Origin of the sequence: Streptomyces sp. NBC_00038 (assembly GCF_026343635.1) — a bacterium.
Taxonomy (GTDB): Bacteria; Actinomycetota; Actinomycetes; order Streptomycetales; family Streptomycetaceae; genus Streptomyces.
In genome coordinates this window covers 932,307-952,167 of record NZ_JAPELQ010000001.1, presented here as the reverse complement: position 1 = coordinate 952,167, position 19,861 = coordinate 932,307, and the positions used below count along the sequence as shown (strand labels likewise).

15 protein-coding genes and 1 pseudogene are annotated in these 19,861 nt (G+C 69.2%); 8 read left to right on the top strand and 8 right to left on the bottom strand.

The annotated features are described in order from the left end of the window. Nucleotides 1-49 precede the first annotated feature (49 nt). Nucleotides 50-394, top strand: a complete 345-nt coding sequence (locus OG219_RS04435) for a substrate-binding domain-containing protein (RefSeq protein ID WP_266823055.1) — start codon at nt 50-52, stop codon at nt 392-394. 514 nt (nt 395-908) lie between these two features. Here the strand turns inward: OG219_RS04435 and folE are convergent. The 3 genes from folE to OG219_RS04420 all read right to left on the bottom strand — a co-directional run bounded on the left by folE (nt 909) and on the right by OG219_RS04420 (nt 4,973). Then, nucleotides 909-1,511 (bottom strand): GTP cyclohydrolase I FolE, encoded by a 603-nt coding sequence (folE, locus tag OG219_RS04430; RefSeq protein WP_266823053.1) that lies wholly within the window; start codon nt 1,509-1,511, stop codon nt 909-911. Between the two features lie 240 nt (nt 1,512-1,751). After that, complete coding sequence (locus OG219_RS04425; RefSeq protein ID WP_266823051.1) at nt 1,752-3,095, bottom strand: aminomethyl transferase family protein; 1,344 nt, start codon at nt 3,093-3,095, stop codon at nt 1,752-1,754. Nucleotides 3,096-4,073: 978 nt separating this feature from the next. Then, on the bottom strand, nt 4,074-4,973 hold the full coding sequence (locus OG219_RS04420; RefSeq protein ID WP_266823049.1) for a LacI family DNA-binding transcriptional regulator: 900 nt from the start codon (nt 4,971-4,973) through the stop codon (nt 4,074-4,076). A gap of 479 nt (nt 4,974-5,452) precedes the next feature. Between OG219_RS04420 and OG219_RS04415 the strand changes: the two genes are divergently transcribed. The 7 genes and pseudogenes from OG219_RS04415 to OG219_RS04385 all read left to right on the top strand — a co-directional run bounded on the left by OG219_RS04415 (nt 5,453) and on the right by OG219_RS04385 (nt 13,574). Beyond that, nucleotides 5,453-6,859: an NAD(P)-binding protein gene (locus tag OG219_RS04415; RefSeq protein WP_266823047.1), complete on the top strand. Its 1,407-nt coding sequence runs from the start codon at nt 5,453-5,455 to the stop codon at nt 6,857-6,859. Nucleotides 6,860-7,028: 169 nt separating this feature from the next. Next, nucleotides 7,029-7,911: pseudogene (folP, locus tag OG219_RS04410) on the top strand (dihydropteroate synthase). Between the two features lie 105 nt (nt 7,912-8,016). Next, complete coding sequence (locus OG219_RS04405) at nt 8,017-9,360, top strand: aminomethyl transferase family protein (RefSeq protein ID WP_266823044.1); 1,344 nt, start codon at nt 8,017-8,019, stop codon at nt 9,358-9,360. 188 nt (nt 9,361-9,548) lie between these two features. Next, nucleotides 9,549-10,421: a methylenetetrahydrofolate reductase gene (locus tag OG219_RS04400; protein ID WP_266835999.1), complete on the top strand. Its 873-nt coding sequence runs from the start codon at nt 9,549-9,551 to the stop codon at nt 10,419-10,421. Next, nucleotides 10,418-11,326 (top strand): formyltetrahydrofolate deformylase, encoded by a 909-nt coding sequence (purU, locus tag OG219_RS04395; RefSeq protein ID WP_266823042.1) that lies wholly within the window; start codon nt 10,418-10,420, stop codon nt 11,324-11,326. The genes OG219_RS04400 and purU overlap by 4 nt, the downstream gene beginning before the upstream one ends. Nucleotides 11,327-11,546: 220 nt before the next feature. Next, entirely contained in the window at nt 11,547-12,410 is an 864-nt protein-coding gene (locus OG219_RS04390; RefSeq protein ID WP_266823040.1) for a bifunctional 5,10-methylenetetrahydrofolate dehydrogenase/5,10-methenyltetrahydrofolate cyclohydrolase, read from the top strand. Between the two features lie 96 nt (nt 12,411-12,506). Next, on the top strand, nt 12,507-13,574 hold the full coding sequence (locus OG219_RS04385) for a chorismate-binding protein (RefSeq protein WP_266823038.1): 1,068 nt from the start codon (nt 12,507-12,509) through the stop codon (nt 13,572-13,574). 90 nt (nt 13,575-13,664) lie between these two features. Here OG219_RS04385 and OG219_RS04380 read toward each other — a convergent pair whose 3' ends face one another. The 5 genes from OG219_RS04380 to OG219_RS04360 all read right to left on the bottom strand — a co-directional run bounded on the left by OG219_RS04380 (nt 13,665) and on the right by OG219_RS04360 (nt 19,448). Further along, nucleotides 13,665-14,777: a cobalamin-independent methionine synthase II family protein gene (locus OG219_RS04380; protein WP_266823036.1), complete on the bottom strand. Its 1,113-nt coding sequence runs from the start codon at nt 14,775-14,777 to the stop codon at nt 13,665-13,667. A gap of 102 nt (nt 14,778-14,879) precedes the next feature. Then, entirely contained in the window at nt 14,880-15,485 is a 606-nt protein-coding gene (locus OG219_RS04375) for a TetR/AcrR family transcriptional regulator (RefSeq protein ID WP_266835998.1), read from the bottom strand. 173 nt (nt 15,486-15,658) lie between these two features. Then, on the bottom strand, nt 15,659-16,687 hold the full coding sequence (locus OG219_RS04370; protein ID WP_266823034.1) for an ABC transporter permease: 1,029 nt from the start codon (nt 16,685-16,687) through the stop codon (nt 15,659-15,661). Continuing rightward, nucleotides 16,687-18,291 carry a sugar ABC transporter ATP-binding protein gene (locus OG219_RS04365; RefSeq protein ID WP_266823032.1) on the bottom strand — a complete coding sequence of 535 codons (1,605 nt, stop codon included), beginning with the start codon at nt 18,289-18,291 and terminating at the stop codon, nt 16,687-16,689. The genes OG219_RS04370 and OG219_RS04365 overlap by 1 nt, the downstream gene beginning before the upstream one ends. Further along, nucleotides 18,288-19,448, bottom strand: a complete 1,161-nt coding sequence (locus OG219_RS04360; RefSeq protein ID WP_266823030.1) for a substrate-binding domain-containing protein — start codon at nt 19,446-19,448, stop codon at nt 18,288-18,290. The genes OG219_RS04365 and OG219_RS04360 overlap by 4 nt, the downstream gene beginning before the upstream one ends. Nucleotides 19,449-19,861 lie beyond the last annotated feature (413 nt).

Sequence of the window (19,861 nt, the reverse complement as noted above, 5' to 3'; positions counted from 1 at the left end):
AACGGGGTCTGGTGTCATCTCCGGTGACGGGAGTACATCGTCCAACCTGATGGTCGACGGATTCACCAAGAACCTGGCAGCCAATGTGCAGGTGGTTGGGGACGAGCGGGGCATGTTCGACCGGGCGACGGCCAAGGCTGCCGCAGCCAAGATGATCCAGGCCCACCCCGACCTCCAGTACGCGTTTGTAGCCAACGAGGACATGGCCTTAGGTGTGCGGCAAGCGTTCGATGCGGCGGGCGCCTACAGCGTGAAGATCGTGACCGTCAACGGCACCGACCAGGGACTCGCCGCGCTCAAGGACGGGAAGTTCGCGGCGACGGTCTCCAACTCGGTCCAGGACTTGGGAGCACTGGCGGTGACACACACTCGCTCTGCTGCGCGGGGAGGGTAAGGACAAGATCGAACACATCGATGCCCGTCTGGTGACCAAGGCCAACGCGGACACAGCGCCCCTGTATTGCGATACGGATGACTGATCGGCCAAGTCAAGGGGGCGGCTGGCAGCTGCGTTGAACGGCGAGCCGCAGGGCGCCCGAAGTCGTCGAGGAGGCCGTCGGCTTCAGCCTTGATGCCTCGCGGGATGCCAGGTGGTCGGGATCGGCCGCTAGGAGTTGGCGGCCAGGTGGCGAACCCTTCCTGGGCTCCCTTGCGGCCGCGCTCACGCCGACGGCGACAACGGCCTCGCCAACTCCCACAACCCGTCCGGAGCGATTCGTCCCCACCGTGCGATCTACATGTCCAGCACAACTTCAACTGACCATGTAGGACGCAGTCCACCAGCAGGTCGCTCGTCGGGCGGGGTGAGGCAGGCGTCGGTCGTGCGGTCTCCTGAGGGCGGCGAGGCGAATCCAGGTGCGGCAGGCTGAGTTCGTGGCGGGCGCGCTCGCTGGTCACGGGCGCTGACGTCAGCGAGCCAGGATGAGGCTCATCGCTTCCGCGCGCGTCGCGGACCTGCGCAGTTGGCCGCGTACGGCGGATGTGGTCGTCCGGGCCCCGGGCTTGCGGATGCCCCGGGCCGACATGCACATGTGCTCGGCCTCGACGACCACGATGGCGCCGCGCGCGCCCAGGATGCCCATCAGGGCGTCGGCGATCTGTCCGGTGAGGCGTTCCTGGATCTGGAGTCGGCGTGCGTACACCTCCACCAGCCGTGCCAGCTTGGACAGTCCGGTGATCCGGCCGTTCGCGGCGGGGATGTACCCGACGTGGACCGTGCCCCGGAAGGGCAGGAGATGGTGCTCGCACAGGCTGACGATCTCTATGTCCTTGACCAGGATCATCTCGTCGTGACTGAGTTCGAACACGGTGGTCAGCACGTCTTCGGGCTCCTGCCGCAGCCCGGCCAGGAGTTCTTGGTACGCCTTCGCCACGCGCGCGGGGGTGTCGCGCAGTCCTTCTCGGTCGGGGTCTTCACCGACGGCGATCAGCAGTTCGCGCACGGCGTACTCGGCTCGCTTGGTGTCGAACGCGGAGACAGGTTGTCCGGGGAGCGGATTCAGGTGCGTCATGGGGGTCCCGTCTCTGCGTCGGGGCGAGTGCTCGGCAGTTGTGCGGAGGGGGCGCTGGGGAATGGTGCGGGCGGGGCACCAGGCGGGAGCCGCCTGCCTGGTGCCCCGCCCTGATCGTGGTGCCCTCGGGTCACCGGGATCTCGCTGAACCTTCCGGCGGCCGGGTCTTGGATGCCGTTCCGCCCGAAGGCGTGGGGTGGACGGGCTCGGGAGCGGGGGAGAAGCCGTAGCTGGCCCTTGTCAGCGCTTGTCGCCGGCGAAGGGCCTGCGGGTGACGGTGGCGCGGATGGTGGTCTGGGAGTGGCGTTCGACGGTGGGGTTGGCGGAGCCGCCGTCGGGCTCGCCCCAGACCAGTTCGACCTGCTGTCCGTACTGCACGTCGTCGTCGATCATGACGACGGAGATCCAGCCGCGGACGTTGGACGTGTAGCTGCACAGCGTCGAGATGCCGACAAGGCGGCCGTTGCTCTCGACGCGGTCGAACTGGGAGGCGGCGTAGAAGGCGGCGGGCATCTCGATGTACTTGAAGCGCCGGTCGCCCTGCTCGTACTGGGAGGCGAAGACCCGGGCGACGTCGTCGCGGTGCCAGGCGAGCCATGCCTTCCGCCGGTGCTTCTCACCCTTCAGCCGCTCCAGGGCTTCGCGGCCGATGAAGTCGTGGTCGAACTTGAGGATGTGTCCGTAGCCGAGGTCCCAGGGGGTGACGTAGTAGTCCTCGACATGGTCGGAGGTGAAGCTGCCGCCGAGGGAGAGGTTGGCCTCGAAGGTCCTGACGCCGAGCCATTCGCGGTAGGTCTTCATGCTCTCGCCCGAGTACACGGCGGGGACGGTGTTGGCGATCCAGCCGGACTCGGTGGCCACGGAGGCGTAGGCTCGGGCGCCGATCTGACGGACCCCGAAGGGCTCGCCGGCTTCCAGGATGGCGTTGCGGACGTCGTCGATGTGTTCGTACGGGCCGAAGAACTCCAGCCCGGGGAAGCCCGACATACGGTGGTTGAGGGCGGTGACCTCGTGCTTCCCGATGTTGAACTTGCCCATGCTGAAGAAGGGGATGTCGGGCATGGGGCCGCCGTTGACCTTCTCGAAGATCGCCGAGGCATGCGGGCCCTGGAGCTGGAGTCGGAAGAACTCACGGCCGTTCGGGTTCTGCGCGGTGCGCTCGTCGCGGCGCAGGGTGACGTCGTAGCCTCCGGTCTCGGCGTGGAACTGGACCCAGTTGAGTGCCGGCGGGCGGCCGACGAGGCGGACGTGGTTGTCGGCGAGGCAGAACAGGATGCAGTCACCGATCATGTAGCCGTCGTGGTTGACCGCGACGAACTGCTTGGCCTTCATCGGGCCGAACCCCTGGAAGGTGTTGGCGCCGACGTCGGCCAACAGCCGGTAGCAGTCGGGGCCTTCGACGGTGAGGTCGGTCATGTGGTGGGACAGATCCATCAGCGCCGCCGAGGTGCGCCAACTCTCCTGCTCGTCACGCCAGTTGGTGAACTCGGCCTTGATCGGGAACGGGTAGGCGCCGGATCGGCCGCTGCGCAGCAGGCCCAACGGGCCTCCGGTTGCCTGGATCTGGTCTTCGAGGTGTGCCATCGGTTTCTCCATGTCGTCGCGATGCGTGGGTGAGGCGGTGGCAAGGGCGTGGGGCCGGCCGTTGTGGCGGCGGGGCGAAGCCGTTTGCGGCGCCTGGCGTCGTGAGTGACCCGGCTCGGGGGTGTCGCGGCTGATGGGTACAGCACGAACGGGCGGGCACGCCGAAGGAGCGGAAGCCTTCATCGGCGAGGTGAACTGTACGGTACGGTACACCTCGGGTGAGCTCAAGAGCCGGGGCGCGGAATTTCTGGAGCGGATGGTCGACGGCGGCGGGCCGCAGGTCACGTTCCGGATCGTACGAGCTTCGGACCTGCGCTTTCCGGGTCGACTTCGTCGGCCCGGTCAGGAAGTTCCTGGCGGCGCACGGCCAGCCCAGCCGTTACTTCGGGCGGGGTGTACGAGAGTGTCTCCCTGCCTTTGCACGGCACTTGCCTAGCCTTTGGACGGCGGCGTCGCGTCCGTGAGGCCTTCGGGTCCGCCCCCTCTTCAAGACGGATGGAAGTCATGTGGGAGTCCCGACGGTTGTCCTGGACCCCACGCACAACCCGGCGGGCGCTGGTCTTCGCCGAGGCGTTCAGGAGGTCTTCGGCGTCAGCGGAGACAGGGACGTGCGCGGCGTATTCCGGTCGCAGGAACCGAAGCTGTCGGAACTCATGGTTGTGCGGGACCGCGACTGATCATGCCTCGGGAAGCCACGCTGGCAGCGATCACGGCGGACGCTCTCGGTATTGAACGCGTGCACGTGAAGCCGAGCCTGGCCGCAGGACCGGGGGCAGTGCTCGCCTGCGTCGGCGAGAGCGTAGGTCCTCTGGTCGGTGTAGCCCACGTCGCCGTTTTCACGATCACCGCGGGTGAAGCGCGTACCTCCTGGGCGACGGCGTGCGGCGCACGGTCATGACGCAGAGCTCTGCCCTGCGACGGAGACCGCAGTCACCACGACGGTACGGCGAAGCCGCAACCGTGGAGTGGCCCGCTCCGTCAGATCGACTCGCGAACGACGACCCGCGCAGGCGGGGGCTCCAGACCACTGGCGTCGAGCCCCAGCGCGAGCCGGGCACTGAGCCGGCCGTGGGCCTCGCCGTCGACGTTGATCGTGGTCAGGGAGGGGATGACGTGTTCGCCGTAGCCGTTGTCGTCGAAGCCGATCACAGCCGTGTCGTCCGGCACGCGCCGGCCCAGGTCGCGCAGGGCGGTGAGGACGCGCAGGGCCACGTCGTCGTTGAAGCCGGCGATCGCGGTCACCTCGGGGGCTTGAGAGAGGAGTGCGTTGACGGCGTCGGCGCAGGCGGACCGGTCATGGGGGGCGATGAAGGAGACCGGAGTGGGGATGCCAAGGTTCTGCGCGGCATGCCCGGTGAAGCCGAGGCGGGCCGCGGCGAGCGGTGACTCGGCGTCCGGCATCGCCAGGGCGATCCGGGTGTGACCGTGGTCGACGAGGTGGCGGAGTTGGAGGGCGGTGTGGGCGGCGAGACCGTTGCGCCAGCCGCCTCCCAGGTCGTCGAGTGCGTGACCGGTGAGGTACGTCTCGCCGAAGCGGATCACTGCGCGGGGGACGATGGCGTCGAGGATCTGCTGCGTGGACTGCGCGGTGTGGTGGCCGTGACGGACCAGGAGGACGTGGTCGTGGGCGGCCAGTTCCGTGTCGAGGCCGTGGATGTAGCTGCGGGAATACGCGCCTTCCATGCCCGCGTCGATGTTCAGGACGACTACCCGGGAGGTCCCTTCGCGCAGTGCTCTCGCCACGCCGTGCGGAACGTAGCCGAGTGTTCGGGCCGCCTCCTTCACCCGGTCGCGGGTGGCGGCCGAGATCGTCTGGTGAGGGTCGTCGTTGAGAACGAAACTGACGGTGGCGCGAGAAACACCGCTCGCCGCGGCCACGTCGTTCAGCGTGACTCTTCGGGAAGTCCCCATCGCCCCTGCTCTGACGTTGTCGTGCGCACCTGAGTCCCAGCGACACGGCGTTCGCCCATTGTAAGGAGGCCGACGGGAGCCGAAGCGCGGGCGACTACGGGACGCCGAGTGCGCCGGTTCTGTCGGATCGAATTGCCTTGCTTCGTACGGCACTGAACCGTACGGTACGGCGCGGCGGGGTTCGGGACCCTAGATCGGGCGCGTATCGGGAGTTCCGCGTCCCTCTGTATCCTCGCGTCGTCGCGCCGAGCCGTTGGAAAAGAGACGGGCGAGGGGTGGTACGCCGCGGCGTACCGGAAGGCCGGCCGTGGCTCCCTCGTCGGTCATCCTCGACGATCACCGTCGGCCGAAGGTCACTTGACGACCGGCTCGGCTTCCCGGACGGGCTCCCACTGGTCGGCTGCCTGCCGGCTCTCCGTCATCTCTCAAGGCAGGACGTCGACTTCATGGCCTCGAACCCAACGCGTCACACGTATCACGGCCCCGTCCGTTCGTACGTCGTCATCGGTGACACGCACCTGGCCGGCCGGGTGTGCAGTGCCCTTCACACCTCGTCCGACGCGGTGCGGCACCTCCCGCGTCCACGTGACCCCGAACTGCGCGCGGCGCTGGCCCTGCGGCCGGCGGGCGTGGCTGTCCTGCTCCACGACGACGTCGCGGCCCTGCGCTACGCGCTGGCCGTCGCGCACGTCGCGCCCGACGTTCCTCTGATCGTCACCATCTTCGATCGCACGATCGCCGACGAGCTCGCGCGCCTCCTGCCGCAGTGCGATGTCACCTCGCCGGCAGACCTCGCGGCGCCGTCACTGGCCGGCCCGTGCCTGGATCCTTCCTTCGTCGCCGCTCGCCGGCGCGGAGGGTGTGTCCAGGTCGTCCGAGAGCGTGACGGCGTCCTGGAAGCAGAGGAATCAGCCCTGCCAGGGCAGTGGCGTCGCCGGTACCGCAGAAGGTGGGTCGGGTTCCAGCTGCGCTCCCACGATCCGGGCACCCGGCTGCTCGTCCTGGGTATGCTCGCGATGCTTGTCGTACTCGCCGCCGACTGGATGTGGCTCACGGCGTTCGGTCACCGCCCGTCCGAGGCGCTGTTCGAGGCCGCCCGGGTAGTGGCCGGCGTCGGTCCGGCCGCTGCGCCACCGGATGCCCACGCCTACCAGATCTTCGCCGCCCTCGCGATGCTGGGCACCGTCGCCTTCACCGCCTTCTTCACCGCCGGAGTGGTCGAGCGGATGCTCGGTCCGCGCCTGATCGGACTGATCGGTCCGCGAACCCTGCCCCGCGCGGGGCACGTCATCGTGGTGGGAATGGGCCAGGTCGGCATGCGGCTCTGCGTCGAGCTGCGCGCACTGGGCATACCCGTCGTCGGCGTCGAACGCGACCCGCAGGCCGCCACCGCGCGGCTGGCGCGCACCCTCGGCATTCCCGTCATGGACGGTCACGGCAGCGACCGCCATGTACTGGAACGGCTGCGTATCGGTCACGCCCGGGCGCTGGCTGCCGTCGGTTCCGACGACCTGGACAACGTGGCCGTGGCCATCGCCGCCCACGGCGTCGCGCCTTACATCCGCGTGGTGATGCGCGCGGGCGAGGACGACGCCATCGCCGAGACGCGCTCGCTGCTGCCCATGGGTGTCGTCTGTGACATCACCGGTCTGGCCGCCGGTTATGTGGTCGCCCGGCTACGCGCTGAGCCGGTCGGTGACGTGGTCGCCCATCGCGACGAGATCAGGTTGCGGGACACCTCCGGCGTGTGGCGTCGCAGCGCTCTGGTCGGTCACGACCGCTGCGCCCACGTCCAGGGGCGGCGCCAGATGACAGGCGACGAAATTGAACTGCCCAGGACTAGAACGATTTAGCCATCCGTTGTAACGTGCTCGCTATATCGATTTAGCTTTTCCAGCTCGCAGGGCGTACGGCCCGCAGGCGGAGGAGGTCGTTCGACCGATGATCGACATGCGATGCGCCGTTGCGCAGCCACCATCGAAAGGTCCCGCCGGGCTTCCACGACCCGGCCGGTGCCTGGTGATGGGCATCCTGAACGTGACTCCGGACTCGTTCTCCGACGGTGGCCGGTATGCCGAGACTGGACGGGCCGTGGAACGAGGCCTGCGGCTCGCCGAGGAGGGTGCGGACCTGGTGGACGTGGGCGGCGAGTCCACCCGGCCGGGAGCCGAACCCGTCCCGGTGGAGGCGGAGTTGGCCCGTGTGGTGCCGGTGGTGCGGGAGCTGGTGCGTGCGGAGGTGGCCGTCAGTGTGGACACCATGCACGCGGCGGTCGCCCGCGCCGCGATCGAGGCCGGCGCGTGTCTGGTCAACGACGTCAGCGGTGGGCTGGCGGATCCTGCCATGGCTGCCGTCGTCGCGGGGGCAGGGGTGCCGTATGTGGCGATGCACTGGCGTGCGCCCAGTCGTGAGATGGACCGCCACGCGGTCTACCGCGACGTCGTCGGCGACGTCACCTCCGAACTGCTGCGCCGCGTGGAGGCACTCACTGCGGCCGGAATCGATCCGGCGCGCATCATCCTCGATCCCGGACTCGGGTTCGCCAAGCGGGCCGCCCACGACTGGGAACTGCTCACGCATCTGCCCGCCCTGCGGGCCACCGGTTTCCCCGTGCTGGTGGGGGCGTCCAGGAAGCGCTTCATCGGTGCCGCGTTGAGCGACCGGGCGGGGATCGACTCCGTGCCCGGCGACCGCGACGCGGCCACGGCGGCGGTGTCCGCGCTGGCTGCCGTAGCCGGAGCGTTCTGTGCACGACGTCCGCTCCAGTCTGCACGCGGTGTGCGTGGCCGCCGCCTGGGCGGGCGACCGCCGGCTCCCGGAGTCGGAGACCGTCGTGCGGAGCCAGTGCAGAAAGGCGCTGCACGAGTCTCGCCAAGCTCTAAACCCGTCTGCTAGCTTGCGCTAGATCGTTCTAGCGATCCCCTTTTCCTCCCGAAGTGAGTCGATTGTGACGAGCCGCGTCACTAGATCGATTTAGTGCCTCAGGGAGATGGCTTTGAGAGGAGCCGCAATGGCAATCCCCAGTCTTCAGGACGGCATCGACAAGGCCGGTTCGCCCATAGGTCTGCTGTGGCAGCCGAACGCCGAGCCGTGGACCCCCGAGGTGGTCGAGCGGGAGTACGTCGGATGGCGCCAGGAGCAGGCAGCCTGGCACGAGGGCGTCGCACTGCTCAACCTCTCGCACCACATGTACGACCTGTGGATCGAGGGCCCCGACGCGACCCGCGTGCTGGCCGAGTGCGGCGCCAACAACTTCGAGAAGTTCGCGATCGGCCAGGCCAAGCAGTACATACCGGTCACCCGGGACGGCAAGATCGTCACCGACGGCATCCTCGCCCGGCGCGCCGAGAACAAGTACCTCCTCAGCGGTGTCCCCGCCGCCCAGCACTGGGTGCAGTACCACGCGGAGAAGGCGGGCTACGACGTCGGCTTCGAGACCGACACGTCGTCCGCCTTCCGTCCCGGCGGCGGTGACCCCAAACTGTTCCGCTACCAGATCCAGGGTCCGCTGGCACTGGAGCTGATCGAGAAGGTCTTCGGCGGCCCGCTGCCGGAGACCAAGTTCTTCCACTCCACCCCGGTCACCCTGGACGGCCGCTCCTTCGAGGCGCTGCGCCACGGCATGGCCGGACAGGCCGGCTACGAGTTCATCGGCCCGTGGGAGCACGCGGCGTATGTGCACGAGGCGTTCCTCAAGGCCGGCGAACCGCTGGGCCTGGTCCAGGTCGGCGCGCTGGCGTACACCACGCCGAGTGTGGAGAGCGGCTGGATCCCCTCTCCGGTCCCGGGCATCTACGCGGACCCCGAACTCGCGGAATACCGCGCCTGGTTGCCCCTGTTCGGCATCGAGGGGAAGCGTCCCCTCAACGGCAGCTACTTCTCGGAGGACATCGCCGACTACTACGTATCCCCGTACGAGCTGGGCTACGGCAAGCTGATCCACTTCGGCCACGACTTCCACGGTCGCGACGCCCTGCTCAAGGCGAAGGACGAACCCCGCCGCACCAAGGTCACCCTGGTGTTCGACGCCGACGACGTGCGCCGGGTGGTCGGCGGGGGAGAGGATCCCGGCTTCGTCCTCACCTACGCCCGTCACCGGGTGGAGACCTCGGCCGGCCTGGTCGGTACGACCATGCAGACCGCGTCGATCGACCCGGTCCGCACCGTCCTGGCGCAGACGCTGATCGACTCCGCGCACGCCGAGCCCGGCACCGAGGTGACCGTCGTCTGGGGCGAGCACCCGGGCCTGGGTACCGACCCCGAGGCCGACCTCGGGTTCCCGCGCATCCGCGCCACCGTCCAGGTCAGCCCGTTCGACCGGCACGCCCGCACCGACTACCGGCGCAACGCGTAGCACGGACTCCGGCCGCCCGGCCGGAGTCCGTGACCGGCGGCCGGCCGGAGGCAGTTGCATGCGACGCGCGTCCGGCCGCCCGTCGGTAACACCCCGCTCGTTTCCCCTTCTCCGGGTCGAGAGCTCTGCCCTGCCGACGGTCGGGCCACGCGCCAGGCGGCCCGCCCTTCTTACCGACGAGGAGCATGATGAACCCCCTCAGCACAGCCTCGGCGGCGGTGAGCACATCGCTGCTGGAGGACTTCTCCCTGGAGATGACAGGCAAGGACGTCCCGAAGCTGGAAGAGGCCCGGGACTCCATCCCGCAGGGCACCCGCATCAACGTCACCTTCCTCGGCAACGAGAACCTCGCCATGCGCCTGGAGGCGTCCCGCGCGGTGAAACGGCTCGGCTTCGTGCCGGTGCCGCACATCTCCGCCCGACGTCTCGGCTCGCAGGCCGAGTTCGAGGAGTTCCTCGCCGCCCTGCGGGCCGACGGCACCGGTGCCAACGTCTTCACCGTCGGCGGCGACCCCAGCCGGCCCGAGGGACCCTACGAGGATTCGCTCGCCCTGATCGAGACGGGACTGCTGCGGGAGTACGGCGTCCGGCACGTCAGCATCAGTGGCTACCCCGAGGGCCACCCCGACATCGCCAGGGACGCGCTCTGGTCCGCGTTGCGCGACAAGAGCGCGTCCATCGCCGGGCAGGAACTCGACGGCAGCGTCATCACCCAGTTCGGCTTCGACGTGGACCCCGTCCTGGCCTGGCTGGAGAAGGTCCGCGGGGAGGGCATCACGCTTCCCGTCCGGATCGGCGTCCCCGGCCCGGCCGGCGTACGGCGCCTGATGTCCTACGCCACCCGGTTCGGCGTCGGCACCAGCGCCTCCATCGCCAAGAAGTACGGCCTGTCCATCACCAACCTGATGGGCACCGCGGGCCCGGACAGGTTCCTGCGCGCGCTCGCGGACGGCTACGACCCGGCCCGCCACGGAGACATAAAGATCCACTTCTACACCTTCGGCGGCCTGCGGGCCACGTCCGAGTGGATCGCACAGTTCAGGAAGGACAACCTCGTATGACCGTCACGCAGGTCGCGCCCACCGGAATCGCCAAGAAGACCGGGGGAGCGGGTCACCAGGCGTCGCTGATCGTCCAGGGCGCCGACGCCACCGGCATTGTCGCGGCCGTGACCTCGGTCCTCGGCCGGCACGGCGCCAACATCGTCTCCCTCGACCAGTACTCCGACAACCCGCAGGGCGGCGCCTTCTTCCAGCGCACCGTCTTCGGACTGGACGGTCTGCGGGCCGCGCTGCCCGGTCTCCGCGCGGATTTCGACAAGGAGTTGGTGAAGCCGTACGGCCTCAGCTACACGCTGCGCGACCTGTCCGTACCGAAGCGGGTGGCGATCTTCGCCTCCAAGTCCGACCACTGTCTGCTCGACCTGCTCTGGCGCCATCGCCAGGGCCAACTCCCCGTCAGCATCGCCATGGTGATCTCCAATCACCCGGACACGGCCGAGGAGGTGCGGTCGTTCGGCATCCCCTTCTTCCACGTCCCCTCCATGGGAGCGGACAAATCTGCTGCCGAGGCCGAGCATCTGCGGCTCCTCAAGGACAACGTCGACTTCGTCGTCCTCGCCCGCTACATGCAGATCCTCTCCGGCGACTTCATCGAGCGGGTCGGCGTGCCGATCATCAACATCCACCACTCCTTCCTGCCGGCTTTCATCGGCGCCGGCCCCTACGCCAAGGCCAAGGAACGCGGTGTCAAGCTGGTGGGCGCCACCGCCCACTACGTCACCGAGGATCTCGACGAGGGGCCGATCATCGAGCAGGACGTGGTGCGCGTCAGCCACGCCCACACCGCCGGGGACCTCACCCGTCGCGGCGCCGACGTCGAACGTGCTGTCCTCTCCCGCGCGGTGCTGTGGCACGCCGAGGACCGGGTCATCCGCAACGGCAAGCACACCATCGTCTTCGCCTGAACCATGTCTCGTCCCGCACACCCCGGCAGGGACGAGAGGTCCTGTGTCGTGCCGGATCACCCAGGGGCGGCGGGGCGGCATGCGTTTTTCGCTCGGGCCCCGCTCCGATGCTCTCCGCCGCCCCGGTCCCGGTGGCCGTACAGCCGCGGTTGATCGCGAACTCCGTGGGCGGTCCTCCTGGTTGGGCGAAGTGTTCACCAGCAGAAAGCGGTTCGCCATCATGACAACCACCATCGACGGTGCCCGGATCGCCCGTGGCATCCGGGCCCGGGTCGCCGAACAGGTCGCCGAGGCCGCGGCCTCCGGACGGGTGCCCGGACTGGCGACCATCCTGGTCGGAGACGACCCGGCCAGCGCCGTCTACGTCGCCGCCAAACGCCGCGCCATCCGCGAGGCAGGCATGCGCGACTTCCACCGCCACCTCTCCCAGCACGCTTCCGGGGACGAAGTCGCCGCGGTCATCGACGAGTTGGCGGCCGACCCGGACGTCTCCGGCATCCTCCTCCAACTGCCCCTGCCCGCAGGCCTCGACGCCGCGACCCTGATCGACCGGATCCCTGCGACCAAGGACGTCGACGGTCTGACCACGGCCAGCGCCGGCCGGCTGGCCCGTGGCGAACGAGGACTGCGTCCCTGTACCCCGAGCGGCGTCATCGAACTCCTCGACGCCGAGGGCATCGAACTCAGGGGCGCGTCCGTCGCCGTCGTCGGCTGGGGCGAACTCGTCGGCCGCCCCCTGGCCCAACTGCTGCTGCGGCGCGGCGCCACCGTCACGGTCGCCCACGAGTTCACCGCCGACCTCGCCGCCGTCACCCGCCCCGCCGACATCGTCGTCGTCGCCACCGGCGTACGGGGGCTCATCGGCCCCGAGCACGTCAAGTCCGGCGCCACTGTCATCGACGTCGGCATCCACCGCACTGCCGACGGCCTGACCGGTGAAGTCCGCGCCGCTGAACTCGACGGCATCGCCGGCCGCATCACCCCCGTACCGGGCGGGGTGGGACCGATGACCATCGCCATGCTGATGGTCAACACGCTCCGCGCGGCCGAGTGGAACGCCATGCCCAAGGCCGTTCCCGCATAAGAGAGTTGGGAAGTCAGCGCTCTGAGCGGTGACGCGCGTCCGCGCCGTCCGACTGCCCTCGGGAAAGTGCCGCTGCGCTCAGGAAAGGTGCCGGACATGATGGAACTCCCTCCTCTGGCCCGGCTCGGCGGCCGGTTGGCGACCGGACTGGCCGACGTCACCCATGACCCCGCTGCCCTCGACTCCGCGGGTTTCTGGGCCGTCGTGGCAGACTTCGAAGGGCGCCTGACCTGCGCCCGCTTCCGCGACGTACGGCCCGCCGCGCGACACCCAGCCCGGGCTGCCCGATGGGACGGGCCCGCGCCCGGGCAGTGGGCCACGTCGCTGGATCGCGACGCCTACAAGGACGGCGTGCGGCGGATCCGCGAGCACATCGCCCGCGGCGAGGTGTACCAGGCCAACCTCTGCCGCGTTCTCTCGGCGCCCATCGCGGCCGACGCCGACATCGAGGCGCTGGCCGACCGGCTGGCCGCGCGCCACCGGGCGCCGTACGCCGGTCTGATCAGACTGCCGGGCCTCGGACTTGAGGTGGCCACAGCCTCCCCGGAGCTCTTCCTGCGTCGCGAAGGGCGGCTGATCGAGTCGGGCCCCATCAAGGGCACCGGGCGCACCGAGGCGGATCTCCTGGAGAAGGACCACGCCGAGAACGTGATGATCGTCGACCTGGTCCGCAACGACCTCGGCCGGGTGTGCGCCACCGGCAGCGTCACCGTGCCGGAACTGTGCGCGGTGGAACGCCATCCCGGACTCGTCCACCTGGTTTCCACAGTGCGCGGAGAACTGCGAGACGGAGCAGGATGGCCCGAGCCGCTCGCCGCGACCTTCCCGCCGGGATCCGTCACGGACGCTCCGAAGGAGAGCGCCCTCGGCATCATCACCGCCCTGGAGACCGCACCACGCGGGCCGTACTGCGGCGGCATCGGCTGGGTCGACGCCGATCGCGGCACCGGCGAACTGGCCGTAGGCATCCGCACGTTCTGGATCGACCGTGTCCGGCAGCGCCTCAACTTCGGCGCCGGAGCGGGCATCACCTGGGGCTCGGACCCCGAACGGGAGTGGCAGGAAACCGAGTTGAAGGCGGAGAGGCTGCTGACCATCGCGTCCAACGGTTCGCCCTACGACGCGAAGCCGCACCAACGGCTCGCCGCCCGCCCCGGCGCCTGAGCCCCCGGCCGCTGCGGTGCCTGAGGCCCCCGCCGCCCCGGCCCCCGAGTACCCGCCCGCCACATCAGGCCCCGGGGCGGTGTTCCGCCGTCAGCCCCAGACCAGACGTGCCGTCTCGGCGACGAGTTCCAGCTTGCGGCGCTGGTTGCCGAGGGTCAGCAGATTGCCCTGGCTCGTCGAGGCGAACCCGCACTGCGGACTGAGGGCGAGCTGCTCCAGCGGCAGATACCGCGACGCCTCGTCGATGCGCCGACGCAGCGTGTCCACCGACTCCAGCTCCGCCACCTTGGACGACACCAGCCCAAGGACGACGGTCTTGCCGGGCGGCACGAACCGCAGCGGCTCGAAGCCGCCGGAGCGCTCAGTGTCGTACTCCAGCAGGAAGCGGTCGACCTCGACCTCGCCGAACACCCGCTCCGCGATGGGCTCGTAGCCGCCCTGGGCGGACCAGGCGCTGCGCATGTTGCCCCGGCAGAAGTGCATGGCCACGGTCATGTCGGCCCGCCGTGCGCGGGCGGAACGGATGAGACCGTTGTCCGTGTCGATGATGTGGGAGAGATGCCCCTCCAGGTCCGTCACCCGGCGCATCCGGGCGGCCTCGGGATCGATGTTGGCCCAGTAGGCCAGCGAGTCGAGCTGCAGCCAGGAGACCCCGGTGTCGATCAGGTCGGCGATGTCCCGCCTGTAGATGTCGGCCAGCGCCGCCACCGCGTCCTGCCGGGTCGGATAGACGCCGTCCGAGATCCCCGGCCGCCAGAAGCCCGCCACCATCGTCGGACTGGCCATGGTGATCTTGTACGGCCCCGGTGCGTTCCCGGACAGCCAGCGGGCCTCGGCGAGGGACAGCGGCGTCCGCCGGTACAGGGGCTCCGTGATGGCCACCGACGCGACGTCGCCCTCCAGTTCGGCGCCGTCGCTGTCGCGGATCCAGCGTGGACGGGCCGACGACTCCTCGGCGGGTGCCAGCCCGCCGACCGTCTCCACCACCGAGGCCATGAAGTCGTCCCGGCGCACCTCGCCGTCGGTGAAGACCTGTATCCCGGCGTCCTGTTGCAGCTTCACCGCGGCTGCCGCCGCCTGGTCCTCCAGCTCCGTGAGCTCCTTGTCGGAGAGCGCGCCGCGTCGGCGTGCGGCGCGTGCCGCCAACAGCTCCTCCGGACGCAACAGGCTTCCCACATGTTCGGCTCGGATCGTCGTCGGCATCGGCCGTCCCTTCACGCCTGACACTCGGGCGACTGTACGGTACGGTCCAGTACGCTTCGAGGGCAAGACATGTGCCGGCTACGGCTGGCTCCGCGGGGAAGGTCAGACAGGGTCGACGGAGACGCCGTGCAGGAAGACCCGTACCGCCTCGTTGATGGACGCACGGACCTCGGCGTCGGTCAGCTTGACGGGGGCATCCGTCAGCAGCCGCATCTGGGCGTGGCCGAGCATGGCCTGGTAGAGCTGTTCCGCCGCTCGCAACGGGTCCTCGACCCTGATCAGGCCGTCGTCGTGGGCCTGTTGGAGGCAGCGCCCGAGCACCGCGTGACCCGCGTTCGGCCCATGCTCCGCGAAGACCTCGCCGAGCCCGGGAATGCGCACGGCTTCGGAGGTGACCAGGCGGTGCAGGGCGATGGCCTCGGGCGTGAGGACGACACCGGCGAAGTGTTCACCGAGCGCGACGAGGGTGTCGGTGAGGTTCGCGCTGCCCGGCGTGAACGTGTGCAGCGGCTGGGACCACTCGTCGCACAGCGCCTCCACGGATGCGCGGAACAGGGCGCTCTTGTCGGTGAAATAGCGGTAGAGGGTCGCCTTGGAGCCGCCCACCGCCGTCAGGACGTCCTCCATGGAGACACCGGCGTAGCCGCGCGCGATGAACAGCTCACCCGCAGCCCGGGTGATGAGTTGTCGCCGGTCCGTCGCTGTCATCCTCACACCGGCCATGTTAGGTGCCGGCCTGCTGCGGACCTCGGTCAGCTCCACCGCCTTTGACGCAGACCAGGAGTTCCCGTTCTCCTGAGCACGTTCTGGCCGTCGGTCGCGCGCGAGGCACACCACCTGGCGGCGGTGTGCCTCGCGCGGCTGTGGTGTCGGCGAGCCGGTCATGGACTGCGGCGGCGCAGCAAGGTCGAGATGGTGACCGCTGCCACCAGGACACCTCCGTAGAAGACCGAGGAGACCCACGCTTCCAGGCCCAGCAGTTGGAGCCCGAGGATGCCGGTCGCCAGGAAGTAGATACCGATGAAGGTACCGATCGGGTTGAAGCGTCCAGGCAGGACGATCGCGGTGCCGAGGAAGACCGAGGCGAAGACCGGCAGCAGCAGGGTGTCGGAGGTGGTGGGGTTGTAGCCGCCCAGGGCCGCGACGGCGATGACCGCGCCGACACCGCACAGGGCGCCGGAGGCGACGAAGGAGCCGAAGCGGATCCGGTTGACGCGGATGCCGGAGAGCCGGCTGACTTCTCTGTTGGCTCCGACGAAGCGGATGTGGCGGCCCAGTGGGGTGAACGCCAGCAGATAGGCGAAGCCTGCCACCAGCACCACGCCGTAGTAGAAGGAGACCGGCAGCCCGCCCACGGAGTACAACGCGATCTTGCCGAACCCGGTCGGCAGACCGCTGACCGTGTTGAGGTGCGACAGCCACAGGGCGATGCCGCCGAGGAGGGTTCCCATTCCCAGGGTCACCACGATGGTGTTCACCCCGACCACGACGACGAGCAGGCCGTTGACCACGCCGACCACGATCGCGCCCAGGACGGCGACGAACGCCGCCGGCCACACTCCCCATCCGTGCTCCACGACCAGAACGGGCAGGATCGTGGCGGAGAACCCGAAGACCGCGGGGACCGACAGGTCCACGAACTCTCCGACACAGACGGTGCACAGCAGGGCCATGGTGAGGAACACCAGGGCCTGCTGGGAGCCGAAGATGGTCTGGAAGGTCCCCTTGGTCAGGAACACCCCCGGCTCCGCGGCGGCGTACACCGCGATCATGGCCACCCAGATGCCGATCACCGAGTAACGCGAGGCGAAGTGCCCGGCAAGGGCGGAGGCCGACGTCAGCTTCCGTGTCTGCGTCGCCTTCGGTGCGGCAGGGGGTGTGTCGGTATCTTGCTGGCTGGTGACGTTCATCAGTCGCCCTGTCCCTTTCCCTGAGGTCTTGTGTCGTCGCCGAAGACCGCGTGGACGATGGCGTCCTGTTCCAGTTCGCCGCTCAGCTCCTTGGCGACCCGGCCGTCGCGGAACACCAGCACCCGGTCGCACAGCACGGCGAGGTCGACGGGGTCGATCGAGGCGAGGATGATTCCGCAGCCGTCCCGCGCGGCCTCCCGGATCGCGTCGATGATGTCGTGGCGGGCGCCGACGTCGACAGCCTGCGTCGGTTCGTGCAGCACCAGCAGGTTCGGTGCGCCGGCCAGCCACTTGCCCAGCAGGACCTTCTGCTGGTTGCCGCCGCTCAGTGTGTGGACCGGCGTTTGTGGGTGGGGCGGCCGGATGTCGAGTTTCGCGATCATCGCGGCGGTCTCCTCGGCCTGCCATGCGGAGCCGGTCCGCAGTCGGCTGCCGCGGCCGCGCACGCGCGGCAGTGTCAGGTTGTCCGCCACCGAGAGTTCGCCGGCCACCCCCGCCTCCAGGCGGCGCTCGGGTACGAACGCCACCCCCGCGTCCACGAACTCCTCGGTGCAGCCACGTTTGCGGTCCAGGGCAAGGTCGCGCCCGTGGACCGACAGCGTGCCCGCGCCGGCCGGGCGTGCGCCCGCCAGCGCCTCGGCCGCCTCGACGAAGCCCGAGCCGATCAGCCCGGTCAGTCCGAGGATCTCGCCGCGCCGGATGTCGAGGTCGAGGCCGGTCACCGAGCCGACCGCGAGACCCCGCGCCGAGGCGACGACCTCGTCCTTGACCTGGCTCCCGACCCGCCCGTGCGTGACGAGGTGACGTCCGAGCATCATGCGGGTGAGCGAGACCTCGTCCACCTCGCTCGTGGGCAGGCCCGCCTCGACCACGGCGCCGTCGCGCAGCACCGTGACCCGGTCGGTCGCTTCGACGACCTCTTCCAACTGGTGTGAGATCAGCAGGACCGAGGTGCCCTCGTCGACGAGCGACCGGACCAGCTCGAAGAAACGGGCCCGCGCCGACCTGCCCAGCGCCCGTGTCGACTCGTCGAAGACGATCAGCCCACCCCCCGGGCGGTGATCCTGCACCGCCCGGGCGATGGCGACCACGGCCCGGTCCTCCGCCGAAAGCTGCCCGACCTGGCGGCCGACCTCCAGGGGTCGGCCCAGCCGGGCCAGGACCTGCTCGGTCGCCCGCTGCTCCTCGCGGCGGTTGATCCGCCGCGAGAGCCGGCCTGCCCGATAGTGCCCCAGCCGCACGTTCTCCCACACTGTCAGGTCGTCCACCAGTCCGCTGTTCTGGTGGACGACCGAGACTCCCGCCTCGCGCTGCTGCATCGGGCGGACGGGCAGCGCCAACTGCTGCCCGTCCACCGCGATGGATGCTCCCGGGTCGGGCGCGTACACGCCCGTGAGGATTTTGACGAGGGTGGACTTCCCGCACCCGTTCTGGCCGACCAGCCCGTGCAGTTCTCCGGGGACGATCTGAAGATGGACCCCGCGAAGCGCCCGGGTCGAGCCGAACGCCTTGGACAGCTCGGCCACTTCCAGACGATGGCGCGGTGCCGTGTCCGGCGGGTCGGTCCGCGAGTCGGCGCTCACGGTGTCCGCCTCGTTCGTCACCCGATGCCCCAGAGCTTGGCGAAGTCCGCCTGGAAGGAACCGTCGCCGAACCACTCACCCGAGGCCTGGGCCGCGGCTGTCACCTTGATGCTGTCGATGTTCTGCTTGGTGAACAGCCGCATGGGCTGGGCCTCGTCGATGGGCCCGGACTTGGTCATCATGCGCAGGAGTTCGTCGGTCACGCCGAAGCCCATGTAGACCTGGTCCGCGGCTACGACGGCCTTGACCGAACCGCTCTTGATCAGGCCCAGTCCGTTCACCGAACCGGCCGCTGTGGACACGGAGATGCCGGCGGAACGCCCCGACTGCTGGATGCCCTGGATGGTGGGCTGGAGGCTGTCCTCGAACTGGGTGTAGTAGTAGTTGGCACTCGGGTTGCTCAGGACGTTGGAACTGGCCTTCGAGGCCAGCAGGGCCGGCGTCGAGGCGGTGATCTCCGTGACCGTGACCTTGCAGCCGGGGCAGTACTTCTTGTAGATCGGCAGCGAGTCGGCCACCATCTTGATCGCTGTGGGGCTGTCGGCATTCTGCGCGATGATCAGATTGGCCTTGCCCTTGGAGTCGGCGATGATCCACCAGGCCATCGCGGTGGCCTGAGAACTCGCACCCGGCACATAGCTCACCTGGTTGCTGTTCTTGACTCCGGCCGGAGGGTTCTGGTCCGCGATGACGATCGGGATGCCCTTGGCCTTCGCGGCGTCGAGCGCGTTCTGCGCCATGCCGTAAGGGATCGCGTCCAGGATGATCCCGGCCGCGTCCGCGGTGATCGCCTGCTGGACGCAGGAGGCTATCGCGGTCGGCTGGGCCTTGCCGTCGCACACCTGCTGCGAGAGGCCGGCCTTGGAGAGCGCCTGCTTCGTCGACCCGGCCGTGGCGACGAAGGCGGGGACCTGCTGGACGATCGGGATGTAAAAGACCTTGCGGCCCTTGAACTTGTCCACGCCCGGCACACTCGTGGTGGGGACGGGGTAGGTCTTGGCCATGGCCTGCAGGGCCGCCACCTTCTTCTCGGCGGTGGCAACCCCCGATGCGGAACTGTCCTTGCCCGATGTGGTGGAGCCGGAACTGGAGCTGGAGCCGCCGCATCCTGCCAGCATCGCCGACGCGGCGAGCACAGCCGTGCACGAGGCCAGCCACCTTTTTCTGATAAGCGTCATTGCTTATGCCTCCATGGCCGAGCGTCCGTACTGCCTTGAGTGGACGCTGGTGGTGTCTGGAACCGCCCACGGTCACTGCGCGGGCGGAGAAGATACGAGAGGAGTGCGTTCGGGCCCTGGTCCGCGGCTTGCGCCGCGGCGGCACCTCACACCTGAACCAGATCGCGAAGCGGACCGTGGCGTGGTGAGGCCACCGAGGCGCCCTCGTCCACGTACCGCTCGTTGATCACAAAGACCGCGGACTGATTCGGATCGCGCGGTCGTCCGGTAGTCGAAGATTCCCGGCTCGGAGTCACGGTGACGCCGAGCCCTTCGACGGCTCATTCCTCCGCGTCCGAACCGAGTGCTGCGCAGTGATCACGATCTGCATCGTCAACCCCTGCCTGCCGCAAAGGCCCAGTTCGCGGACCAAC

What these genes read in the sequence shown, in the direction of transcription:
- OG219_RS04400 (WP_266835999.1), top strand. Translation starts at nt 9,549, where the DNA reads ATGAACCCCCTCAGCACAGCCTCGGCGGCGGTGAGCACATCGCTGCTG.
- OG219_RS04375 (WP_266835998.1), bottom strand. Translation starts at nt 15,485, where the DNA reads ATGACAGCGACGGACCGGCGACAACTCATCACCCGGGCTGCGGGTGAG.
- OG219_RS04370 (WP_266823034.1), bottom strand. Translation starts at nt 16,687, where the DNA reads ATGAACGTCACCAGCCAGCAAGATACCGACACACCCCCTGCCGCACCG.
- OG219_RS04435 (WP_266823055.1), top strand. Translation starts at nt 50, where the DNA reads ATGGTCGACGGATTCACCAAGAACCTGGCAGCCAATGTGCAGGTGGTT.
- OG219_RS04405 (WP_266823044.1), top strand. Translation starts at nt 8,017, where the DNA reads ATGGCAATCCCCAGTCTTCAGGACGGCATCGACAAGGCCGGTTCGCCC.
- OG219_RS04380 (WP_266823036.1), bottom strand. Translation starts at nt 14,777, where the DNA reads ATGCCGACGACGATCCGAGCCGAACATGTGGGAAGCCTGTTGCGTCCG.
- folE (WP_266823053.1), bottom strand. Translation starts at nt 1,511, where the DNA reads ATGACGCACCTGAATCCGCTCCCCGGACAACCTGTCTCCGCGTTCGAC.
- OG219_RS04425 (WP_266823051.1), bottom strand. Translation starts at nt 3,095, where the DNA reads ATGGCACACCTCGAAGACCAGATCCAGGCAACCGGAGGCCCGTTGGGC.
- OG219_RS04385 (WP_266823038.1), top strand. Translation starts at nt 12,507, where the DNA reads ATGATGGAACTCCCTCCTCTGGCCCGGCTCGGCGGCCGGTTGGCGACC.
- OG219_RS04360 (WP_266823030.1), bottom strand. Translation starts at nt 19,448, where the DNA reads ATGACGCTTATCAGAAAAAGGTGGCTGGCCTCGTGCACGGCTGTGCTC.
- OG219_RS04390 (WP_266823040.1), top strand. Translation starts at nt 11,547, where the DNA reads ATGACAACCACCATCGACGGTGCCCGGATCGCCCGTGGCATCCGGGCC.
- OG219_RS04415 (WP_266823047.1), top strand. Translation starts at nt 5,453, where the DNA reads ATGGCCTCGAACCCAACGCGTCACACGTATCACGGCCCCGTCCGTTCG.
- purU (WP_266823042.1), top strand. Translation starts at nt 10,418, where the DNA reads ATGACCGTCACGCAGGTCGCGCCCACCGGAATCGCCAAGAAGACCGGG.